The sequence below is a fragment of the Mycobacteroides sp. H003 genome, assembly GCF_001440135.1.
Taxonomy (GTDB): domain Bacteria; phylum Actinomycetota; class Actinomycetes; order Mycobacteriales; family Mycobacteriaceae; genus Mycobacterium; species Mycobacterium gwanakae.
Genome location: NZ_LJYL01000010.1, coordinates 428061 through 446341, shown reverse-complemented (window position 1 = coordinate 446341; position 18281 = coordinate 428061). Strand labels below are relative to the sequence as shown.

At 66.0% G+C, this 18281-nt stretch carries 18 protein-coding genes; 10 read left to right on the top strand and 8 right to left on the bottom strand.

Annotation, left to right across the window (positions count from 1 at the left end; translation table 11 throughout):
* Nucleotides 1–124: 124 nt before the first annotated feature.
* The 3 genes from AOT87_RS08270 to AOT87_RS08260 all read right to left on the bottom strand — a co-directional run bounded on the left by AOT87_RS08270 (nt 125) and on the right by AOT87_RS08260 (nt 2067).
* Nucleotides 125–598: a DUF417 family protein gene (locus AOT87_RS08270; protein ID WP_023363427.1), complete on the bottom strand. Its 474-nt coding sequence runs from the start codon at nt 596–598 to the stop codon at nt 125–127.
* A 226-nt stretch (nt 599–824) separates the two neighbouring features.
* The gene (locus tag AOT87_RS08265; protein ID WP_023363425.1) at nt 825–1715 is read right to left on the bottom strand and encodes an alpha/beta fold hydrolase; all 891 of its coding nucleotides are present in this window, start codon (nt 1713–1715) and stop codon (nt 825–827) included.
* 103 nt (nt 1716–1818) lie between these two features.
* The gene (locus AOT87_RS08260) at nt 1819–2067 is read right to left on the bottom strand and encodes a hypothetical protein (protein WP_023363423.1); all 249 of its coding nucleotides are present in this window, start codon (nt 2065–2067) and stop codon (nt 1819–1821) included.
* A gap of 352 nt (nt 2068–2419) precedes the next feature.
* On the opposite strand from AOT87_RS08260, the gene AOT87_RS08255 reads away from it, so the two are divergent.
* From AOT87_RS08255 to AOT87_RS08235, 5 genes are all read left to right on the top strand, one after another.
* A complete protein-coding gene (locus tag AOT87_RS08255; RefSeq protein WP_046188139.1) occupies nt 2420–3190 on the top strand; it encodes a thioredoxin domain-containing protein in 771 nt (256 codons plus the stop codon).
* A 1-nt stretch (nt 3191) separates the two neighbouring features.
* The gene (locus AOT87_RS08250; RefSeq protein ID WP_023363419.1) at nt 3192–4106 is read left to right on the top strand and encodes a cytochrome c biogenesis CcdA family protein; all 915 of its coding nucleotides are present in this window, start codon (nt 3192–3194) and stop codon (nt 4104–4106) included.
* 50 nt (nt 4107–4156) lie between these two features.
* Nucleotides 4157–5197 carry a hypothetical protein gene (locus tag AOT87_RS08245; RefSeq protein WP_225337107.1) on the top strand — a complete coding sequence of 347 codons (1041 nt, stop codon included), beginning with the start codon at nt 4157–4159 and terminating at the stop codon, nt 5195–5197.
* 329 nt (nt 5198–5526) lie between these two features.
* A complete protein-coding gene (locus AOT87_RS08240; RefSeq protein WP_023363415.1) occupies nt 5527–8502 on the top strand; it encodes an arabinosyltransferase domain-containing protein in 2976 nt (991 codons plus the stop codon).
* Nucleotides 8503–8714: 212 nt separating this feature from the next.
* Nucleotides 8715–9347 (top strand): class I SAM-dependent methyltransferase, encoded by a 633-nt coding sequence (locus AOT87_RS08235; protein ID WP_023363553.1) that lies wholly within the window; start codon nt 8715–8717, stop codon nt 9345–9347.
* 189 nt (nt 9348–9536) lie between these two features.
* On the opposite strand, the gene AOT87_RS08230 is transcribed toward AOT87_RS08235, so the two are convergent.
* Nucleotides 9537–10133 (bottom strand): ABATE domain-containing protein, encoded by a 597-nt coding sequence (locus AOT87_RS08230; RefSeq protein ID WP_023363551.1) that lies wholly within the window; start codon nt 10131–10133, stop codon nt 9537–9539.
* A 100-nt stretch (nt 10134–10233) separates the two neighbouring features.
* On the opposite strand from AOT87_RS08230, the gene AOT87_RS08225 reads away from it, so the two are divergent.
* Both AOT87_RS08225 and AOT87_RS08220 read left to right on the top strand, forming a co-directional pair.
* Entirely contained in the window at nt 10234–10803 is a 570-nt protein-coding gene (locus AOT87_RS08225) for a TIGR03086 family metal-binding protein (RefSeq protein ID WP_023363549.1), read from the top strand.
* Nucleotides 10804–10811: 8 nt separating this feature from the next.
* Nucleotides 10812–11708: a pyridoxamine 5'-phosphate oxidase family protein gene (locus tag AOT87_RS08220; protein ID WP_046191501.1), complete on the top strand. Its 897-nt coding sequence runs from the start codon at nt 10812–10814 to the stop codon at nt 11706–11708.
* Nucleotides 11709–12103: 395 nt separating this feature from the next.
* Here the strand turns inward: AOT87_RS08220 and AOT87_RS08215 are convergent, their stop codons facing one another.
* Nucleotides 12104–12601: a GNAT family N-acetyltransferase gene (locus AOT87_RS08215; protein WP_023363547.1), complete on the bottom strand. Its 498-nt coding sequence runs from the start codon at nt 12599–12601 to the stop codon at nt 12104–12106.
* Nucleotides 12598–12867 (bottom strand): DUF1778 domain-containing protein, encoded by a 270-nt coding sequence (locus AOT87_RS08210; RefSeq protein WP_053082894.1) that lies wholly within the window; start codon nt 12865–12867, stop codon nt 12598–12600. The genes AOT87_RS08215 and AOT87_RS08210 overlap by 4 nt, the downstream gene beginning before the upstream one ends.
* Nucleotides 12868–13267: 400 nt before the next feature.
* Between AOT87_RS08210 and AOT87_RS08205 the strand changes: the two genes are divergently transcribed.
* Nucleotides 13268–13897 carry a hypothetical protein gene (locus AOT87_RS08205; RefSeq protein WP_079670060.1) on the top strand — a complete coding sequence of 210 codons (630 nt, stop codon included), beginning with the start codon at nt 13268–13270 and terminating at the stop codon, nt 13895–13897.
* A 113-nt stretch (nt 13898–14010) separates the two neighbouring features.
* On the opposite strand, the gene AOT87_RS08200 is transcribed toward AOT87_RS08205, so the two are convergent.
* Nucleotides 14011–15351: a hypothetical protein gene (locus AOT87_RS08200; protein ID WP_057970288.1), complete on the bottom strand. Its 1341-nt coding sequence runs from the start codon at nt 15349–15351 to the stop codon at nt 14011–14013.
* A gap of 48 nt (nt 15352–15399) precedes the next feature.
* Entirely contained in the window at nt 15400–16086 is a 687-nt protein-coding gene (locus tag AOT87_RS08195) for a hypothetical protein (RefSeq protein ID WP_052524985.1), read from the bottom strand.
* Between the two features lie 487 nt (nt 16087–16573).
* On the opposite strand from AOT87_RS08195, the gene AOT87_RS08190 reads away from it, so the two are divergent.
* Both AOT87_RS08190 and AOT87_RS08185 read left to right on the top strand, forming a co-directional pair.
* On the top strand, nt 16574–17095 hold the full coding sequence (locus AOT87_RS08190; protein ID WP_042789470.1) for an ImmA/IrrE family metallo-endopeptidase: 522 nt from the start codon (nt 16574–16576) through the stop codon (nt 17093–17095).
* Nucleotides 17095–18129, top strand: coding sequence for a hypothetical protein (locus AOT87_RS08185; RefSeq protein WP_057970287.1), 1035 nt, complete (start codon nt 17095–17097; stop codon nt 18127–18129). The genes AOT87_RS08190 and AOT87_RS08185 overlap by 1 nt, the downstream gene beginning before the upstream one ends.
* Nucleotides 18130–18281: the final 152 nt, after the last annotated feature.

The following is an 18281-nucleotide window of genomic DNA, read 5'->3' as shown; positions in this document are numbered from 1 at the left end:
CGGCGTTTCGTCACCATGACCTGACGGTGTACGACAATGCTTGCCGCCCAGGGCCGAATCGCACTTCGGTGGTGGCGTGCCGAGTCGGCGTCGACCATGGCGCCCATCGTCGATCGCGTGGGGGTCACCCACGTAGGGTGTCGGCCAGGGTCCACAGCGACACCCCGAGTAGGACGACGTCCTTGAGCAGGAACTGACCGGTCGACGACAATGCGGGGAATCCGCCGCCGGCCGCTTCGGCGACGCCGGGGGTGCTGAACAGGAAGCTGATCGTCGTCAGGAACAACAGCGTCGCCAGGACGCTGCCGAGCACCGAGAGTTTGGGCGCGATGGGTTTGGCGGCCAGCAGGATCGCGGTGAGGATCTCGAAAACCCCCAGCAGATTGGAGAAGGTCTGCACCGAGAACAGGTTGTAGAGCCAGCTCAACAGTGGGCTGTTGGCGACCAGTGGCTGGATGCCCTCGGCCTCGTAGGCGGTGAACTTCAGCGCACCGATCCAGGCGATCACGACGACCAGGCCGTAGCGGGCGACGAAAGACGCGAGGCCTTCGAGCCTCGCGTGGATGCCCGGATTGGTCAGGACATTGTTGGTAGCCACGAGTTTAACCTCCAAACGGGAGTCTGCTGTCGTTGGTGTGGTGTCGGCCAACCCGGCTTCCGTTACACAGAACAGGGTTTCGGCTCCAAGTTGACCGAATGGTCAACTACGACTCAGGCGCGAGGCGCCTGTCCGCGTGGTCGCTGCCTGTGTGTTTGACAAGGAGTGGACGCGGGCGCCGTAACGGCTGTTCGTGGCGACTGTCAGGTTCGCAACGGTGTCGGGTTTACCGACGCTGTCCGTCAACGGCCGAAGCGAGACGGCAGACGGCGTCGGCGATCTGTTCTGGGTAGTCCTCTTGGAGGAAATGTTTGGCGGGCAACAGGATCGGGTCGTCGATGCCTGATGCCAGTTGCGCGTGAATGCCGTCGTGGCGCAATGTCAGGGCGTGGTCTCGGGCGCCCCAGACGATCTGCACCGGATACGGGGTGTTCCGTACGGCGGACACGTAGCGCCGTTGCTTGTCGGCGGTCGGCTCGAAGCCTCGCATGATCTTCAGGAACGCCCGCCCGCCGTCGTCGCCGAGCAACAGCGGGACATACGCGGCGATTTCGGCCGCCGGAACCTTGCGGCTGACACCCGTGTAGCGCATCAACGACAGGAACACACCGGGCAACTGCAGCGACGCCAGCCACGCCTCGCCCACGCCCGTGTGTGCAAACGGCTCCATCATCCACGGGCGCTGAAAGCTCTCAACGGCCACAGTGGTGTTGAGCATGGTCAACGACCGGATCCGGTCAGGCTGTGCTGCGGCGACTTCGAACCCGATCGGCCCTCCGATGTCGTGCACCACCAGGTGGAAACGTTCGAGCTCCAACGCGTCGACGGCCGCGAGCAACCAGCGGCCAAGGCCGGTCCAGGTGTAGTCGAAGTCCGCCGGACGTTCGGCGTAACCCAGCCCGGGCAGGTCGACGGCAATACCGCGCAGACCCCGGTGCGCCACGGCCGCTACGACCTTGCGGTAGAGATAGCTCGACGCGGGAACCCCGTGCACGCACACCACCGGCTCGGCGTCCGGCGCACCGGCATCGAGGGCAAAGGAGCGCACCCCGGCGGCGGTGAACTCTCTGCCCGATGCCCGGTACCCGGCCAATAATTGCTCGACGGCAAGCGACATTATCCTGTGGATCCGTTCATCTCAGCCTACCCTGTACTGGACAGTACACTACCGGGCGCTGCATACCGTCGCACCGTAGCGTCCGGTGCGGTTGGCGGCCTCGTCAGCAGCCGGTCGGGCAAGAAATGTCGACGTAGGCGGTCGGGTTGGCGCCCCCAGCGTCCTTCTTGACGCCGGTGACGGTGCACGCCGAGAGGTTGGCGCTTGGTGTCCCGTTGATTTGCACGTTGTAGCCCTCGGATTTCAACGAGTTGACGGTGTCGTCGGCCGTCGCCCCCGCGGGTCCGGCTGTGGCAACACCGGCCACGGCCAGCAGGCTGGCGCCGACGATGGAGAATGCGATTCGATTCATGAGGGAACCTCCTTGGTTGGCATGCGTTGGTTGGTTGGCATGCGCTGGGGCCGGCGCCTTCGGCAGCAGCCCTGATTGTCGCACCGCGGCAAAGCAATTGGATCACGCCAATTGTGACGGAACGGTGACCGCCAAGTCTCGACCGGTGGTGAGCGCGTAGGGTTCGATTCAAGACAGCACGATTTTCGAATCAGTGAGTTGATCAGATTCCTTCGGCTGCAAGGAGTTACGGACATGCATACCCTCGCGTCAGCATCGCTTGCTCCAAGACGAGTGTGCTCGCGATGCCCGAAAGACGTTCTGCCTCAGCCGACATCCAACTTTGACCGATCGGTGAACCATGGATGATCTGATGATGAACGACTCGTCGGGCGCTTCCGCTGCGCGACGCCCGCGAGCCTCGGGCACCCTTGGGCGCCGGCTGGCCGGGCGTGCACGGTGGTGGCTGGGTGCGTTGAGTGTGGTCGCGGTTGTGGTGGTGCTTGCTGTGGCCGGTATCCACCATTCGTCCGAACCACAGACGCAGCACGGTGCGTCACGATCCACCGCCGCGTCCTCGGCGATTCAGACGTGGCGCGGCGCGCATCAGCCGTCCGAGGGCGATGCCCTCGCGAGGGGATCGGTGTCGGCGCCGGTCGTGGTGGCGGAGTGGGGTGATTTCCAGTGTCCGTTTTGCCGGGCGTTCGATCTGGACAGCCAGCCGGTGCTGATCGGCGATTACGTGCAGACCGGCAAGGTGCGCTTCGAATGGCATGACCTGGCCAAGTTGGGTCCGGAGTCGGTGCTGGCCGCGCGCGGCGCGCGCGCAGCAGCGCGCCAAGGGGCGTTCTGGGCGTTTCACGACGCGTTTTACCGCGACCAGGCCCCGGAAAACAGCGGGGCGGTGACCGAGCAATCGCTGATGGCGATGGCGCGCAACGCGGGACTCGACGTTGACAGGTTCGTCGCCGACTTGGCTGACCCCGCCATCGCCGACGCGGTCGAGCGCGACCGCAGCGACGCACGGCAGCTCGGCATCACCCACGTGCCCTCCTTCCTGGTCAACGACGAGCTGCTCATCGGTGCGCAATCCTTGGACACGCTTCGTCGGGTCATCGATGCCGCCGCGGTGAAGGCGCCTTGACGTGCTCGACATCGGCTACCTGGCTGCGTTTCTGGGTGGGGTGCTGGCGCTGCTCAACCCGTGCAACGCGCTGCTGTTGCCGTCGTTCTTCGCGTACGCCTTTTCTAGTCCGACGATGATGGTGGCGCGCACCGGTGTCTTCTATCTCGGCCTGGCCGCGGTCCTGGTCCCGTTGGGTGCGGGCACAGGCGGACTGGCGGCCATCCTCACCGAGCATCGGAGGGTGTTGATCGTTGCTGCCGGGACGGTGGTCATCGTTTTCGGCCTGGTTCAGATCCTCGGCGGCGGGTGGACTCTGGCGCCGGTGGTTCGCCTTCAGGCGCGAATGGCCCAGCGCAGCACCTGGATATCGACCGCCGGCCTGGGAGCGGCATACGGCCTGGCCGGCTTCTGTTCCGGCCCAATCCTGGGTGCGGTACTCACGGTGGCGGCCGCCGGCGCGGCCCCAGTGCGCGGTGGCGTGCTGCTGGCCGTCTACGCCGCCGGTATGACCGCGCCGCTGTTCCTATTGACTGCGGCGTGGCAGCGGTTCGACCTCGGGCATCGGAAATGGTTGCGTGGGAGGGCATTTCAGGTCGGTCGGCTGCACCTGCACACCACGTCTGCCATCGGTGGGCTGCTGTTTGTCGCGACCGGGGCGGTATTCGTCTTCTTCGGTGGCAGCACCGGCATCCCCGCCGTCGATCCCAGGATCGCACTGCGGGGCGAGACGGCCGCCGCGGCTCTGGCCGCTCACGTTCCCGACACCGTCGTGGTGCTGGTCGTGCTGGCCGTCGCGGTGCTCACGCTGCGGTGCCGGCGGCGACACCCGCGGGCGGGGGCCGCCGACTCGACACAGCCGCCGGACGGCAGGCCCGCGATCGTCGGTGGTGTCGAGCACTCGGTCCGGCACACCGCGGTGGCAGACCCCGACTGAGGCCGCGGGCTCGACGAATGCGGGTTTCGCTGGACATAGCATCTATCGCATTGACCGTCGGCCTGGCCGTCGGTGTGACGGTCGGGTGTGGCCGCGATGCCGGCTCGCCGGTGTCCACGTCGAGTCCGCCTCCGACATCGGGCGCGGCGCGGCCGGCTGAGCCCGCGACCGCGGGTCAGTTGCGCACTCCGCCCGCGGGCCGGGTGGTGTCGATCGGAGCTGCGCCGGAAGGAATCGTGGTCGGGCGGTCCGGAGTCGGGGCCGTGGCGGTGCGCAATCCCGATGGCGTGGTGTTGTTCACCGCTGCGACAGGTGTGGTGCGTCGACGGATCTCGACCACCGCAGCGGCGCGGCACCTAAGTCTGGCCGGACCGGACGGGCCGGTCCTGGTGCCGATGGAGGGGTCCAACGAGCTGCTGCAGGTGTCGCTTTCGCAGGGCGCGGTTGTTGCCAGGACGACCGGAGTCGGCCACCAGCCGCACGACGCCGCTCAGACCGCGGATGGAACCATCGTGGTCACCAACGAACTCGGCGGCGGTGTCGTTTTCGTCCGCGACGGCCAGGTCATCGGTTCGGCTCCTGGCGGCCCGGTGCAGCCGGGAGGCGTTGCGGGCGTGGGCAAGTACGCGGCCGTCGCCGATGTGCGGGGAAACGGATTATGGGTCTACGACGGCGCCGCGCAGCGGCTGGCCGCGCACGGCCCGGCCGGTGTGAAACTGACCCACGTGGTGGGGTTGTCCACCGATCTGGTTGCACTCGCCGACACCGACGGTGGTGCGGTACTGATCGAGCGAATCGAGCCGCAGATCTCGCAGGTCTCCAGGATCGAGGGTCCCGGCAACCCGTACGGGCTGGCCTACGATGCGCGCCGTGCCCGCCTTTATGTCACCCTGACCGCATCGAACCTGATGCGCGTGATCGACACGACCGACGCCGCGACGCCGCGCATCATCGCTGACGTCCCCACCGTCCAACAGCCCAATTCTGTTGCAGTGGATCCATCTTCAGGCACCGTGCTGATCACCGGCAGCCACCCCGTCGGCCAGGACAACTTGCAGATCGTGTCGCCCGACCGGCTGCCTGCCGGCTAGCCGACCGATTTTCGGCAGGTCCAGAGCCGATCACCGGGTGAACGTATCGCGCCGCTGTGGCCGACGCGCGGCTCGCTCATCGAGTCTTGCTGTTGGCCGGCAGAACATTCACTGCCGCGGTCCTGCCTCGCCGATGGCCAGAAGGTCATCAGGGGTTTGCATCAGCTGCCGCGCCGGGGTGCAGGCGTTGTGGTGGGGGACCGATGGCGGGCGTGATGCTCAATGGTGACCGCACCGTGACGTCGAAGCGGTGTGCGAGCGAGCCACCACGACGGACCGACACCCTTGTGTGTAAACCCTGTCGGCCCGATCCCGAAGGGACTGCAGACTTGGAGTCACAGCGTGCACGCGAGGCGACTCCCGGCTGGCTGGCTCTGCTTGTCGGCCTCGTGGGCATCGTTGCCGGCCTCGCGCTGCCATTCTGTCCGGTGCGGGCCCAAACGACGACGCTGACCTGGCCGGTGCCCGGCCAGCCGGTCGTCTCCAGCAGCGCGATCGTGGTGCCCTACCGACCGCTGCACCTGCAGGCGACGATCCCCTGCGCGGCCCTGCGCGCCGCGACCGCATCTGCCGTACGTGTCATTGCGCTGAGCACCGGTACCGGGCCTGCAGGCCTGACCGTCGGCGGTGATCGCACCGGGATCAGTGTTGCCGCCGACGGGCGCAGCGTGCATTTGCCGGTCGCGCGCCACGACGTCGCATGTGACGTGCACGTCGCAGCCGGACCGGCCGGGATGTCGGTGCGCGACGCCGACTCCGGGCGCACGATCGAGCTGCCCGGCCACCCGGTTCCTGAGGTGTTCGGGTTCCGTACGGACCTCGACGCGGCCGATGCGACCGGGATGCAGGTGCGCCTCGAGGTCGGTGATTCCTTCACCACGTCTCCCGGTCCACTGAAGAACGCCCTGATCGGGGTGCAGCTGATCGCGGCTGCCGCGGCGCTGTGGTTGTTGCCGCGACCCACCGCGCCGCGTCGACGGTGGCTGCGGCAGCGGGATCGACTGTGGTGGGTCGACGTCGCGGTGGTGGCGGTGCTGGCCGGGTGGGCGGTGATCGGTCCGCTGGCCGTCGACGACGGCTGGGCCGCCATGATCGCGCGCAACCAGGCCGAGACGGGCAACCCGGGTAATTACTATCGATGGTGGAACGCCGCCGAGGCGCCGTTCGCGTTGAGCCAGCAGCTGCTGGCACCGCTGACTGGGGTCAGCGTGGCGCCGTTTTGGCTGCGGGGCCCCAGCACCGCATTGGCGATCGCGACCTGGTTTGTGTTGACGCGGGGGGTACTACGCGCGGCTTTGCCCGGGGTCGCGGCGAGCATGCGGGTCCGCAGTTTGGCGGCGTTGTTCCTGCTGGCGACCTGGCTGCCGTTCAACCTCGGTACCCGTCCGGAACCGTATGTGGCGCTGGGTGTTACGGCGGTTCTTGCGCTGGCAATACGCGCTCGCAGTCCGGCCGGTGTGGGCTGGCTGCTGCTGGTCGTCGCAGTCACGGTGCCGATCAGTGCCAACGGCCTTCTGGTCGTGGCCCCGATGATGGTGTTCGCCCCGCGGCTGATCGCGGCAGTGCGCGCGGCATCCGCTCGCATGCACCTGTCGGCGGTTGTCGCGATGCTGTGCTGCGTCGCGGCTGTGGCTCTTACCGTCGTCTTCGCCGATCAAACCTGGGATGGCGTGGTGGTGGCCACCGACTGGCACAACTTTTTCGGGCCGTCGCTGCGGTGGCACGAGGAGCCACTGCGCTATCGGTACCTGTTGGGGTCCGACCAGCAGGGCAGCTTCGCCAAGCGGCTGCCCGTCTTGTTGTCCGTCGCGATGGTGCCGATCACCTTGTGGGCGGGGCTGCGCCGCGGCGATCGGATCGGCCGGCCCGGTGCTCGGCTGGCGGGGGTGGTGGCGACGGCGCTTGCGTTGCTGGCGCTGTCACCGTCGAAGTGGTCCTACCACCTGGGGTCAGCGGCGGGACTACTCGCCGCGCTGCTCACTGTGGGCGTCGTGATGCTCGTCCAGCGAGTCGCTGCGGCCGATCGTTACGGCGTTCTTGCCGGGGTTGTGGGATCGGCGCTGGCCGCCGGAGCGGCGGCGCTGGCCTTCGCCGGGCCGAACGCTTGGTGGCTGCCTGCGGTCTATGACGTCCCGTGGGCCGACACGGCGCCCCGACCGCTCGGCCTGCCGCTGGCTCATCCGGTGTTGTGGCTTGGGCTGGTCGCGGCGCTGTCGGCTGCAGCGGGGATCGCCGCTCGACGGCCGGGTGCCCTGCGGGTGGTGGTCGCGGGTCCCGCCATGATCGCCGTGACCGCTGTCGGTATGGCGCTCGCCCTGCTGGTTGGCTCGTTTGTCGCGGCGCCCATCCGCCGTCCGGCCGGTTCACTGGCCCTGATGAACACGCACTGGATCGGCGGCAGCCGGTCGTGCGGGTTGGCCGATGACATCGAAGTGTTGCCCGACGGCGCGATCCTGGACACCGCGCCCGACCCCGGCGGCGCGATCGCCGGATTCACCGCCCACGGCGGCTTCGTGCCCGGCGCCCCGCCGCCCGACCCCCCGGGGCGAGGCACGTCGACTTTCCTGTGGGGTAGCCGCGCGGCCGGTGTCGCAGCCACGGCAGCCATGACCAGCCCCTGGTTCGTGTTGCCGGTGCTCTCGCCCGACGCCGGCATCGCGGTGTCGGTCTCGGGGCGCACCAACGGCGGCAACGCGCTCGCCTTCGAATTCGGCCGCAGCCAGGGGGCGGAGGTCAGTGTGCTCAGCGACCGCGCCCCGAACGACCGGCCGGCCGCCGGCGAGGATCCCGACCATCCACTGTGGCGCACGATCGGTGTCGATGCCGCCGAGGTGCCCCGCGGCGCTGACCGGGTACGGATCCGGGCGGTCGACGCCCGCACCGACGCCTTCGGTTGGCTGGCGTTCACCGGACCGCGGCTGCGTTCGATCGTGCCCTTGAACCGGTTTCTTGCCGGCCACGGACCGGTTCTGCTCAGCTGGCCGCAGTCGTTCGTGTTTCCGTGCGTGCGCGACATCGCCACGATCTCTGGCGGCGTCGCCCAGACACCCGTCGTGGTGATCGAGTCACCACGACCCTGGCTCACCGAGGACAGAGACCCCGACGTCGGGGGCACCTTCACCGAGCTCGCCCAGTTCGGGAACCTCTACGAGATCCCCAGCCGTCTGGTCGGGCACCCAGAGGTCGACTGGGGAACGGTGAAGGTTTCAGGGGACACAGCCAGCCGCGACGCCTACCAACGCACCGTCACCGAGGTGATCGTCCCCGGCAGCGGAGGTGTCGCGCATCAACGACCCGAACGCTGAGCGCGCAGACTGCCGCCCGCGCGCGATACCGACCGTTGCTGACGGAATCCTCACATGCCCGGCGCTCGCCAGGCAACCAACGCCACCCGGACATAACAATGACCGTGCGCGTCAGGCACCGCGATTGGGTGCAGACGCATCCCGAGCCGACGACCGATCGGCGACTCAACACCACGGGCGTGCCACGCCCTCTACTCGTACCTGGAGGGTGGATGCTGGGACCGCAGTACGAGCGCGCGCTTCTGGGGGAGCGCTGCTGGCTTCGCCACGACGACGGTGAACGCGTAGAGCTGCCGGTGGATCTCTGGCTCGGCCATCACGGCGCGGACCACTCCTTCGACGAAACGGTGGTGTCTTTGTGCACGGGTCCGACGATCGACCTCGGCTGCGGACCTGGACGTCTGGTCGCACAACTGATTCGACGCGGGCTACCCGCACTGGGAATCGATCAATCCGCGACCGCCGTGCGGATCGCCAACCAGCGTGGCGCGCCTGCCCTGCGCGGCGACGTGTTCAGTGCGTTGCCCGGCGAGGGTGGTTGGGGCACCGTGCTACTTGTCGATGGCAACATCGGCCTCGCTGGCGATCCCGTGCGGGTGTTGGCCCGCGCCGCGCGGTTGCTCGCTCCCGGCGGGCAATGCCTTGTCGAGTTCGACCCGGCGACATCGGGTGTCAAGCAGCGACGGGTTCGCCTGGAATCCGACAGCGGGATGGGTCGCTGGTTTGACTGGGCCTCGGTCGGCCTCGACAGCGCCTCGGAGCTGACCGAGCGAGCGGGCCTGACCTTGACCCATACCCACCGCGTGGGCGCACGATGGGTGGCGCAGGTGTCCAAGCCGCGATGATCGGCCCACAACCCGCGACGGACGAAAGACCGGCGCGGGCGGACATCGCGGGTTCTCACGATATGGTTGCTATCGGCCGCCCGATGAGTCATCGAGACTTCGTGTTGAGCACAAGCAGTGTGTTCGCGGTGGCGTCTCGGCATGCGCGGCCGGCGAAGTTGGCATCGGCGCGGTTGGCCGGGGCCCGGGTCAGTTGCGGTGGTGGCGGTGGTAGTGCCGGGCCACTCGTGTCCTGTTGGCGCAGATGTTCTGGGTGCAGAACTTGCGGCGGGGGTCGGAGGCGACGAAGAGCATGCTGCAGGTCGGGTTCTCACATCTGCGCAGGCGATTGTGCGCAGGCCCGACCAGCAGATCGATAAGGCTCTCGGCGACGGCAGCTAGCGCGAGTTCGTACAACCGGTCGGCCGGTGGATGGCGAGTGGTCAGGGCGGCCCACCCGGCTGGGGTCTGCACCAGCTGCCGGGTGCAGGCCACGCTTGATGCGATGTCGTTGACGCGATTGACGACCGCTGCGCTGGGACTGATCCCGGCGATGTGTGCGTCGAGTATCTCGCGAACTGCTTGACGCAGCTCAATGGTGAGCGCAAGTGACGGAGCCGGCGTCCCGTCGGGTAGTCGATCCTGCTGCAGGCCCCACCAGAACCGACACGCCGCCTCGTCGGCAAGCAGATCGACGACTGGATCCCGACTGGTGATGATCGTGTCGGCCAAGTCCACAGCCAAGGGCTCTCCCGCCACGACGAATCCCGCCGCCTGCGCCCTTTGGAGCCGTGACCCGGTATTCATTTAACTAATGCTATCAAGATGTTGACAACGTTAGGCAGCGCGAGTACAAAATCTAACGGTAAACATTGCTGTCAAACGTTAGTTGACGAAAGGAACTCGGATGAACTCGTTGGACCTGCTGCAACAGGCCGATAAGCGCCTGGTCGACCTGGTCTCCACTCTGAGCGTGTCGAATCTGGACGCCCCCAGTCCGTGCTCAGGGTGGAGCGTGCGGTCGCTGCTCAGCCACACTGTCGCCACGATCGACGCCTTTGCGGCGGCCCTCGACGGACAGGGCGGCCCGACCGAGCAGGAACTTTTCAGCGGGGCCGACATCCTCGGTTCAGCGCCGCTCACGGTCGTCGAGAAGTCCGTCGACCGCTCACAGCAAGCGTGGACCACCATCACCGACTGGGAGCGTCCCATCCTGACCGTCATCGGGGAGATGCCGGCCCGCCAGGCCATCGGCATCATCACCTACTCGACGCTGATCCACAGCTGGGACCTGGCGGTGGCCATCGGCAAGCCGATCCACTTCGACGAGGCCGAGGCCACCCTGGCCGAAGCGGTCGGATCGCAGCTCGTCCCGGCGCTGCGACCTCAAGATCTCTTCGGTCCGGAGGTCGCGGCCGGCGCGGACGCGACCCCCACCCAGCGAGTCGTCGCCTTCGCCGGTCGTAACCCCCTGTGACCCTGCAGATGACGAACGAAAACCGGCCCGCCGCTGTGGGATTCCACAGCGGCGAGCTGGCCGTCCAGACACGCGCCGGAGTGCGCACGCGTGCCGAGCGGCTGGCCCCGATGGCGGCCCGCGGCCAGCTCCGCACCGCCACAGCTGACTTCGTGGCGGCGGCGCAGCTGGCGGTCCTGACCGCACGCGACGCCGCAGGCCGACTGTGGACCTCACCGCTGCTGGGACAACCCGGCTTCCTCCGGGCGGCGACACCGACCACACTGCACATCGAGGACCCCTTTCTCGACGCCGACCCGCTCCACGACCTACCGGCCCGCCAGCCCGCGGGGCTTATCGTGATCGACTTCGCCACCCGCCGCCGAGTGCGCATCAACGGCGTTCTCGCCCAGGCTGATTCCGGCGGTCTGACAATCGATGTCGACCAGGCATACGGCAACTGCCCGAAATTCATCCGGAACCGCCACCTGCGCCTCCCCGCCAACGCTTCCGGCCCAGACCGCACACCGGTTTTCACCGGCGAACTTCTGCGACCGGAGGACGGTCGGCTGATCGAACACGCCGACACATTCTTCCTGGGCACCAGCCATCCGACGTCAGGCAACGACGCCTCCCATCGAGGCGGGCCGACCGGCTTCGTCCACATCGAGCACGATCGCCTCTGGTGGCCGGACTACCCGGGCAACAACCTGTTCAACAGCCTGGGCAATGTGACGGTCGACCCGACCACAGCCTTGCTCTTCATCGACTTCCCCACGGGGACAACGCTGCAACTAACCGGCACAGCCACGTTAGTGTGGGAGGACGAAAGGCCGCGCGACGAAAGTCAAACCGGACGACGAGTCACCTTCACACCCCAGCGCGTCGTCGTGACCGGCATCGCGGCGTTGCGTGCCGAGCACTGACGACAGTGCACGGCATCCGTTCCAATCCGTTACCTGAGGGACACCCGACGAACGCTCAGTACCGGCTGCGTTGTGGGACCCGTCCGGGCCCGAATTGCACGAACTGGACTCTGCGTCGTCCTGACGCGCCCAAAAGTTGCACTATCCGCGAGCTGATTCCCCAGCCGACAGTGTGCACGTTCCCAAATCCGCTAGGTCACGTTTCCCAACCCTCGAGCCCACCGCCACAGACCAGGCCTCAACCAATTTTCGTCAGCGCCACGGACATCCCGATATCGCTACCGGTTCGCCACCGCCCAGGGGAGGTCTGCGCTCAGCGCGAGTTTTATTGCTCGCGATGATCAAGCCGGGCGGCGACGGCCGTGTCGACGCGATCCAGCACCGTCTCGGCTTCGTTACGCAGATGGGCTGGGCCGGACGTCCTTTACGAGGAGCATCAGTGTTAGGTCGTCGACAGGAGAAGGCTCAAAACCGTAGCGCAAGTAGAAGCGCCGGGCGGTGTCGTTGTTTGCGTGGACCAGCAGCAGCCGAACCCCCGTCAGCTCCGCGACCTCAAGTGACTTGAGGATGAAATGTTTGAGAAGTGCTGCAGCGAGACCACGCCCTTGATGGTTCGCGTCGACGGCCAGCCGGCCGAGCAGGACCGCAGGTAACGGGTCCGGCTGATTGCGAGCAGCGCGTTTCGTCGCCCGGCTGCGCATGAGCACCGCCGTGCTGGAGGCATAGAAGGCCACCACCCGTCGCCCGTCCAGCACCACCCAGGTGCGGCTGCCTCCTTCGCGCTGATTGTGCAGAGCCTTCGTCCGCAGCCACTCGTTGAGCACGTCGTTGCCGCAGTCGAAGTCGTCGACGATGTGATCGGCACCGAAGAGGACGGGCCCCTCGTAGCTCACCGTTCCAAAATCGACGGATTCGCCAGCAGGCGCGCCAACTCGGGCTTGGGGCTTGGCGGACGGTCGAGCAGCGCCTGAAGATCGGTCCAGGCGGCGTCATCGAGGACGAACACTCTCCGATCAGCGAGGTCGGCCTCGGCGGCCTGAACGGCGTGACGCACCACATAGTCGTTGAGCGACTCGCCCGTGACGTCGAGCACACGTCGCACCACCGCATCTTGCGCCGCGGTCACGCGCAGGTGCCAGCGACCACTCTTCGTCTCCACACCAGAAGTGTACGCCGAATTGGTGTACATACCGTCGGCAAGCGCGGAACGATGCAGTTCGGCGCGCGGCGGCGTTCCCAAATCCGCGGCAGCGCGTTCTCGGCCATCGGACGTCACCATAAGAGACCAGGCCTCAACCAATTTTCGTCAGGTCCCCGAGGGCGTGGGACCTGTGCGAGTAGGTGTGTAAAAACCCTACCGGGTCCGCGGGGCTGCTTCGGACGGCGGCTGGCGGTGGGTCAAGGGGTGTTGCCGGTGGCGCAGTTGGGGGCAGTGGGACTCGTCTGACGATCCGGCGGGTAGACCGGGGCCCAGTCAGACCAGGGGACGGGAATGGGCGACGGTGTTGCGACCCAATACGAAGGCGATCGCGATGCCGTCCTGTGACAGGATTCGGCGCATGAGTGCGTGGGAGGCTCTTAAGCAGACACCGATCGACGAGGTGCGGCGCCGGGCGGCGATCGTTGACCAGTGGAATGACATCGAATCGGTCGAAGTCCCGGGCGGCACGCGGTACGCGTGGAACGACGGCGGTGGACAATCGTCAGGCTGGTTCTTCGCTGATGACGGCAAGGTTCTCTTGCTGACCTATGAGCACGAGAGCGTCCTGAACTTCTACGACGGCGACTACGCCGCACAGCTCGAAGTGTTCAAAGGTGTGCCCGCAGAGTTGGTGGCACTCGTGGCGAACAGGCCGGAGAGTTACGAATTTCACAACGTGACGGAGACGTCCACTGGCCAGACGCTTCCGCACGCCAGTGGTGTTTTCTGGTTCGACGGCGCCTCCTGGCACATAGCGGACGGCCTGTTGACCTACTGCGAGAGGAACGGCATCGCCCTCTTGGGCGGCACCGGCTTTAGCCACGATGTGGGGTTCGACTACGCGGTGGGCGACTGCCTGTTCGGGAGGGAGTTCACTCCCGAGGCCGTGATCGCCGAACAGGTTGCGAACGGCTGGTATGAGGAGGTCGGGGAGAAGGAGGAGGCGTTGAGACGTCTCCGCGCGGTTTTCGACGCCTACACGCACTGACCAGTCCGAGCCAGGCGAGCGCGAAATCAAGCCCGCGGGATGCTCGGGTGGCAGACCGAGGACCTGGAGCGAGATACCACCCGCACAACAGTTCAGCCTCGTGTGTTGACCGGCTAGCCCTTTTCAGTGAAGTCGGGGCGGTTCTGCGCGATCGTGCCGCCGCGTACAACGCCCTCTTCGTAGACGTCGCTGTCCTGGTGCGCTTGCACCGGCTTGACGGTTCCGCCACGGCTGCCAGCGGCCCCGGGTGCCATCGGCATGCCGGCCATGGGCATACCGGTGGCGGGCATGCCCGCGGCCTGCATGCCTTTCTGGTTCAGGCTGGTGCTGGTCCCGGTTCCTGCGCCGGTTGCGGTACCGGTGGCTCCAGAGGCAGACGTGTGGGGCTGATTGAAGGCGCCGCGCTGGCCATCGGGACGGCCACTGACATTGCTGTCAGTGGACAGGTCCGCTGCGGAGTTACCGCTGGTCGCAGGTGTCGGGGCGGGCGATGCCGCCGCGGCGGGCGCAGGGCCGGCCGCAGGTCCCATAGCCAGGGGGACAGGTGCAGCGGCGATGCCCGGAATGTCGTCGGCGTTGATCGCACCTTCTACCTTGCTCTTTGGGTTGCTGACCGGTGAAGGCGCCGAGGACGGTCCAGCCGCGGCGGCCGGTGCAGTTTGAGGCTGTTGCTGCGGCGGCTGCTGCTGAGCCGGTTGGGCAGGCGGAAGCTGACCGGTGCTCTGCAGTAGCGCGGTCAGTGCGGCGTCTGACGCGGGCGACCCGGAGCTGGTGGATCCAGAGGGTGCGCCCGGCGAGGAGGGAGCGGCAACCGGCGCTCCGGGCGTAGCAGGAGCGCGATGATTCGACGGAGCAGGAGAGGCGTTGGCCTTGAGCTCAGGCTTCTTGCCCGGCACCGCTCGGCCGTTTTCGTTGTCTTTCTTGTCCTTCTGTTTCTTGTTCTTCCCCTCATCAGGGTTGAACTCGCGTAGACGCCCTTGAACCTTTCCGGAGGCGTCGACGAAATCCTTGTCGGCTTGCCTGCGGCGCTCATTCAGGTCACGCGAATGCTCGATGGCGGCTTTCAGTTTGGCTTCGGCCGCGATTGCCGCTTGGCTGTCGGCAGCTGCCGCCAGCTCCTTGCTGGCTTCGGTGACGGCGCGGCGTGCTTCCTCGAGCTCGTCGTCCTGTGGAGCCCTGCGCCAGTGATCATCGGCGCTCTTCTGTGCCGCCAGCGCCGCGCTGCTGGCCGCCAGGGCGTAACCGCCGGCGCTGAGTCCTTCACGGGCCCTGCCTAGTTGGTTGATCGCCGCCGAGATTGTCTCGCTGTCGGAGAGTTGCGCGAGCTCGTCGATGTGCGTACCCAACTGCGTGTTCCACGTGTCTGTCGCGGAGGCGATGTCCGACAAAACCCCGGCGGTCTCCCCGCTATCGAGGAACGACATATCGAAGCCGCTGTCTGTCGTTTGTGGCATGGGTTCAGGATGCCAGCGAAAACGCGCAGGTGAAGGCCGCGGCGCGGATTAAGGGGTCGCGGTGAGTGCAGTGGCGCCAAGCCTGCTCAGCTCAGCTTCGAGAAAGGTCGATTCGTCTTGGCCATTCTCGGTGCCGCTGACAATGCCGATCAGCGTCGCGTGGCGGTTCTGCTCGTCGACGACGAACACAGGGGCTCCGCTGTCTCCGTGCTGGGTGATAGGCACCGAGCGGATGTATGAGTCATCGGCCGCGATCAGCGGACTGCAGACGACGCCGGAAACTGCTCCGTCGATGCAGATCGGTGTCCCTGCGCGCAGCTTGCGCACGTCGCTAGATGGCATGACGCCAGCCACTGGCCAGGTGCCTGCAATGAGGGTGGACCGAGGATCCAGGATCTTGGACCAAATCACCGCTGAATCGCTGTAGCCCAGCGGAGTTGGCCCATCCTTGGAGTTGGCGTACACCCCAACAGGGACCGGTTCAGCACCTTCGGAGTCTGCGAAGACGAAGGTTTGACCACCGGGGGAGTTGTCGCAGTGTCCGGCGCCGACAAACCCGGTCCGTTTCGTGCTCTTGTCCGCAACAGCGGGCCCCAGTGTGCATTCCTTCGTGGATCCATTGGTTTGGCGCTGGGCGATGACGGCTCCCGGGTAGGGGAGCGCACCAAACTGTGTACCGCGGGAATCCTTCACTATGACGCCCTGTCCGGACACATCGATCCAGCGGGTGGTCACCCCACTGGGTGTAACCGAAACAGCGGCGCCGGCGGCCGGCGCATTTGGCGTATCAGAGACCGGTGTTCCGGACACGGCTGTAGAGCACGCTGACACCGCTGCAGCAGCGGCAGCCAGCGCGCAAACGAGCCGGTATCTCTTTGCCACAAACACATCGTGGCACGTCACCGCACATTTCAGGTAGCTGCACGCGTGTTCGTGCGTCGGATCTGGTCGACATGAAATCGCCTGACCTGCGGAAATGATGAAGGTCGCGAATTCACGTCACGTCCCCGGATTTTGGGTGATTCTCACCGATTGTGCACAAACAGCTGTGTGCAGAGTGTCGAGAGTCGCAGGCGGATCCGGGGCGCTACGCTGCGGTTGAATCTGGTGAATCACCCCCTTCGCCAGGTCACGGCAAGGCAAGCTGTGCGATGTAGCTCGCAGCCTGGGGAGGTTTCCGATCCCCACTAGTTGGAGGATGATTGGGGTGGAGGTGAGCGTGATGACTCAAGCTGCGGTCCAGGCACCGCTGTCGAAGTTGTCGTACTCCGCGATCGCGGCCTATGCCGAGGAAATCGCGTGCCAGCACGAGGTCATCGACGAGAGCGGCCACGTTGACGTGCATGCTCTGCTGAACAAGCTCGGCGGCGACATCGTTGTTGATGAACGTGTCGAGTCGCTCGAAATTCGCAGCCCCCGCGACTTCACCGTGATCATCCCTACTCACACCTCACGGCTGCGCGACAGATTCACGATCGCCCATGAGCTCGGGCACTACTTCCTGCACAACCGGGCCCCTGACACACATCTCACCGGTGAGCGGGTCTCCAGGTTTACCCGGCTGGGCCGCAATCCCGCTGAGACGCAAGCGAATGTATTCGCATCGAATCTCTTGATGCCCGCGCCCGCGTTCAGCAAGGTGTTCGCCGAGTCGAACCACAACTTGGCGACAGTCGCCCGGCACTTCGAGGTGTCTGTTCCAGCGGCGAGGGTCCGTGCCGAATTTCTCGGCCTGCTCACCTGATGGCCGCTGGTCTCAACGAAGACGGTTCCATTCTCTTTCTCTCTTGCGACCTACAGAACTCCACGCAGTTCAAGCAGAAGAGCGAGGCCAGGTGGGTTGCGACGTTCCTGGCCTTCTATACAGAGTTCCCGTCGCTGCTGGCGACAAGGATCGTCGAGTTGTATCCGGATTTGCAGGGCCGGCTCTCGCTGTGGAAGGCCATCGGTGACGAGCTGATCTTCTCGATCCGGATCAAGTCGGAGAAGGACTGCAGCGACGCCGTCGACGCATGGACTGACACCATGCTCGAGTTCGAATCCCAACATCTACTCGTCAAGACGTCGATGACCCTCAAAGGCGGGGCCTTCCTGGCAACGGTTCCGGCGCCCGATCGGCGCGTCGCGATCCCTCGCACAGTGCAGATTTCCGAGAGCGGATCACAGCTCGATCCAGAGCAGATCAACGAGACGATGTTGAACGAGGCCGACACCGAGGGCAAGTTCGTGGTCAATTTCGCGATGGACTTCGTCGGGCCGAGCATCGACACAGGCTTTCGCGTCCTCAAGTTCGCCGCGCGCGGCTATTTCGTCCTTACCGTCGAAGTGGCCCACCTTCTGTTCAAGCACTACAACGACGGCAAGGACAAGCGCGAACGCAAGGCATATCTCCTCGGAACCCACTCGTTAAAGGGGGTGTGGGGTGGAAGGCCGTATCCGGTGTTCGCGATTGCACGGAAGTTGGAATCGGAAACACCGGAGCAGAAGCTCGCCAAGGCATTTGAGAGCGGCGGCGAATGCAGACTGGTGACCGACGAGTATCCCAGCCGCAGTCCACATGAAGTGCTAGCTGCGATCGAGGCGTACCGCGCCGCCGACGCATGGCAGGGAGCCGTGCACGCTCCGTGGGCGCATGAGCCGGACTTTCAGAAGCATCAGGCGGTCATCGACGCTCGCCAATATCTCGACAACCTGATCGACACATCAGAGGACTTCCTGAACACCTCGGACGATCCTGGGGAGAAGAACTCACTCGGTGACGAGATGCCTCGCTACTGAGTAGGTTTACCAGCCCCTGAAGAATTGATAGTCGCGCCCGGTCTGACCGTCGTGATGTGTAGCGGTGTGTGAGCGACCCGCAGTTGGTGTCAGATACAGGCAAGTCCTAGCTACCGCTTTAGCCGTGGCCCGACCGCGCCGCGTTAACGTAC

What these genes read in the sequence shown, in the direction of transcription:
- AOT87_RS08225 (WP_023363549.1), top strand. Translation starts at nt 10,234, where the DNA reads ATGAACTCGTTGGACCTGCTGCAACAGGCCGATAAGCGCCTGGTCGAC.
- AOT87_RS08265 (WP_023363425.1), bottom strand. Translation starts at nt 1,715, where the DNA reads ATGTCGCTTGCCGTCGAGCAATTATTGGCCGGGTACCGGGCATCGGGC.
- AOT87_RS08220 (WP_046191501.1), top strand. Translation starts at nt 10,812, where the DNA reads ATGACGAACGAAAACCGGCCCGCCGCTGTGGGATTCCACAGCGGCGAG.
- AOT87_RS08255 (WP_046188139.1), top strand. Translation starts at nt 2,420, where the DNA reads ATGATGAACGACTCGTCGGGCGCTTCCGCTGCGCGACGCCCGCGAGCC.
- AOT87_RS08260 (WP_023363423.1), bottom strand. Translation starts at nt 2,067, where the DNA reads ATGAATCGAATCGCATTCTCCATCGTCGGCGCCAGCCTGCTGGCCGTG.
- AOT87_RS08235 (WP_023363553.1), top strand. Translation starts at nt 8,715, where the DNA reads ATGCTGGGACCGCAGTACGAGCGCGCGCTTCTGGGGGAGCGCTGCTGG.
- AOT87_RS08200 (WP_057970288.1), bottom strand. Translation starts at nt 15,351, where the DNA reads ATGCCACAAACGACAGACAGCGGCTTCGATATGTCGTTCCTCGATAGC.
- AOT87_RS08230 (WP_023363551.1), bottom strand. Translation starts at nt 10,133, where the DNA reads ATGAATACCGGGTCACGGCTCCAAAGGGCGCAGGCGGCGGGATTCGTC.
- AOT87_RS08190 (WP_042789470.1), top strand. Translation starts at nt 16,574, where the DNA reads ATGACTCAAGCTGCGGTCCAGGCACCGCTGTCGAAGTTGTCGTACTCC.
- AOT87_RS08205 (WP_079670060.1), top strand. Translation starts at nt 13,268, where the DNA reads ATGAGTGCGTGGGAGGCTCTTAAGCAGACACCGATCGACGAGGTGCGG.
- AOT87_RS08185 (WP_057970287.1), top strand. Translation starts at nt 17,095, where the DNA reads ATGGCCGCTGGTCTCAACGAAGACGGTTCCATTCTCTTTCTCTCTTGC.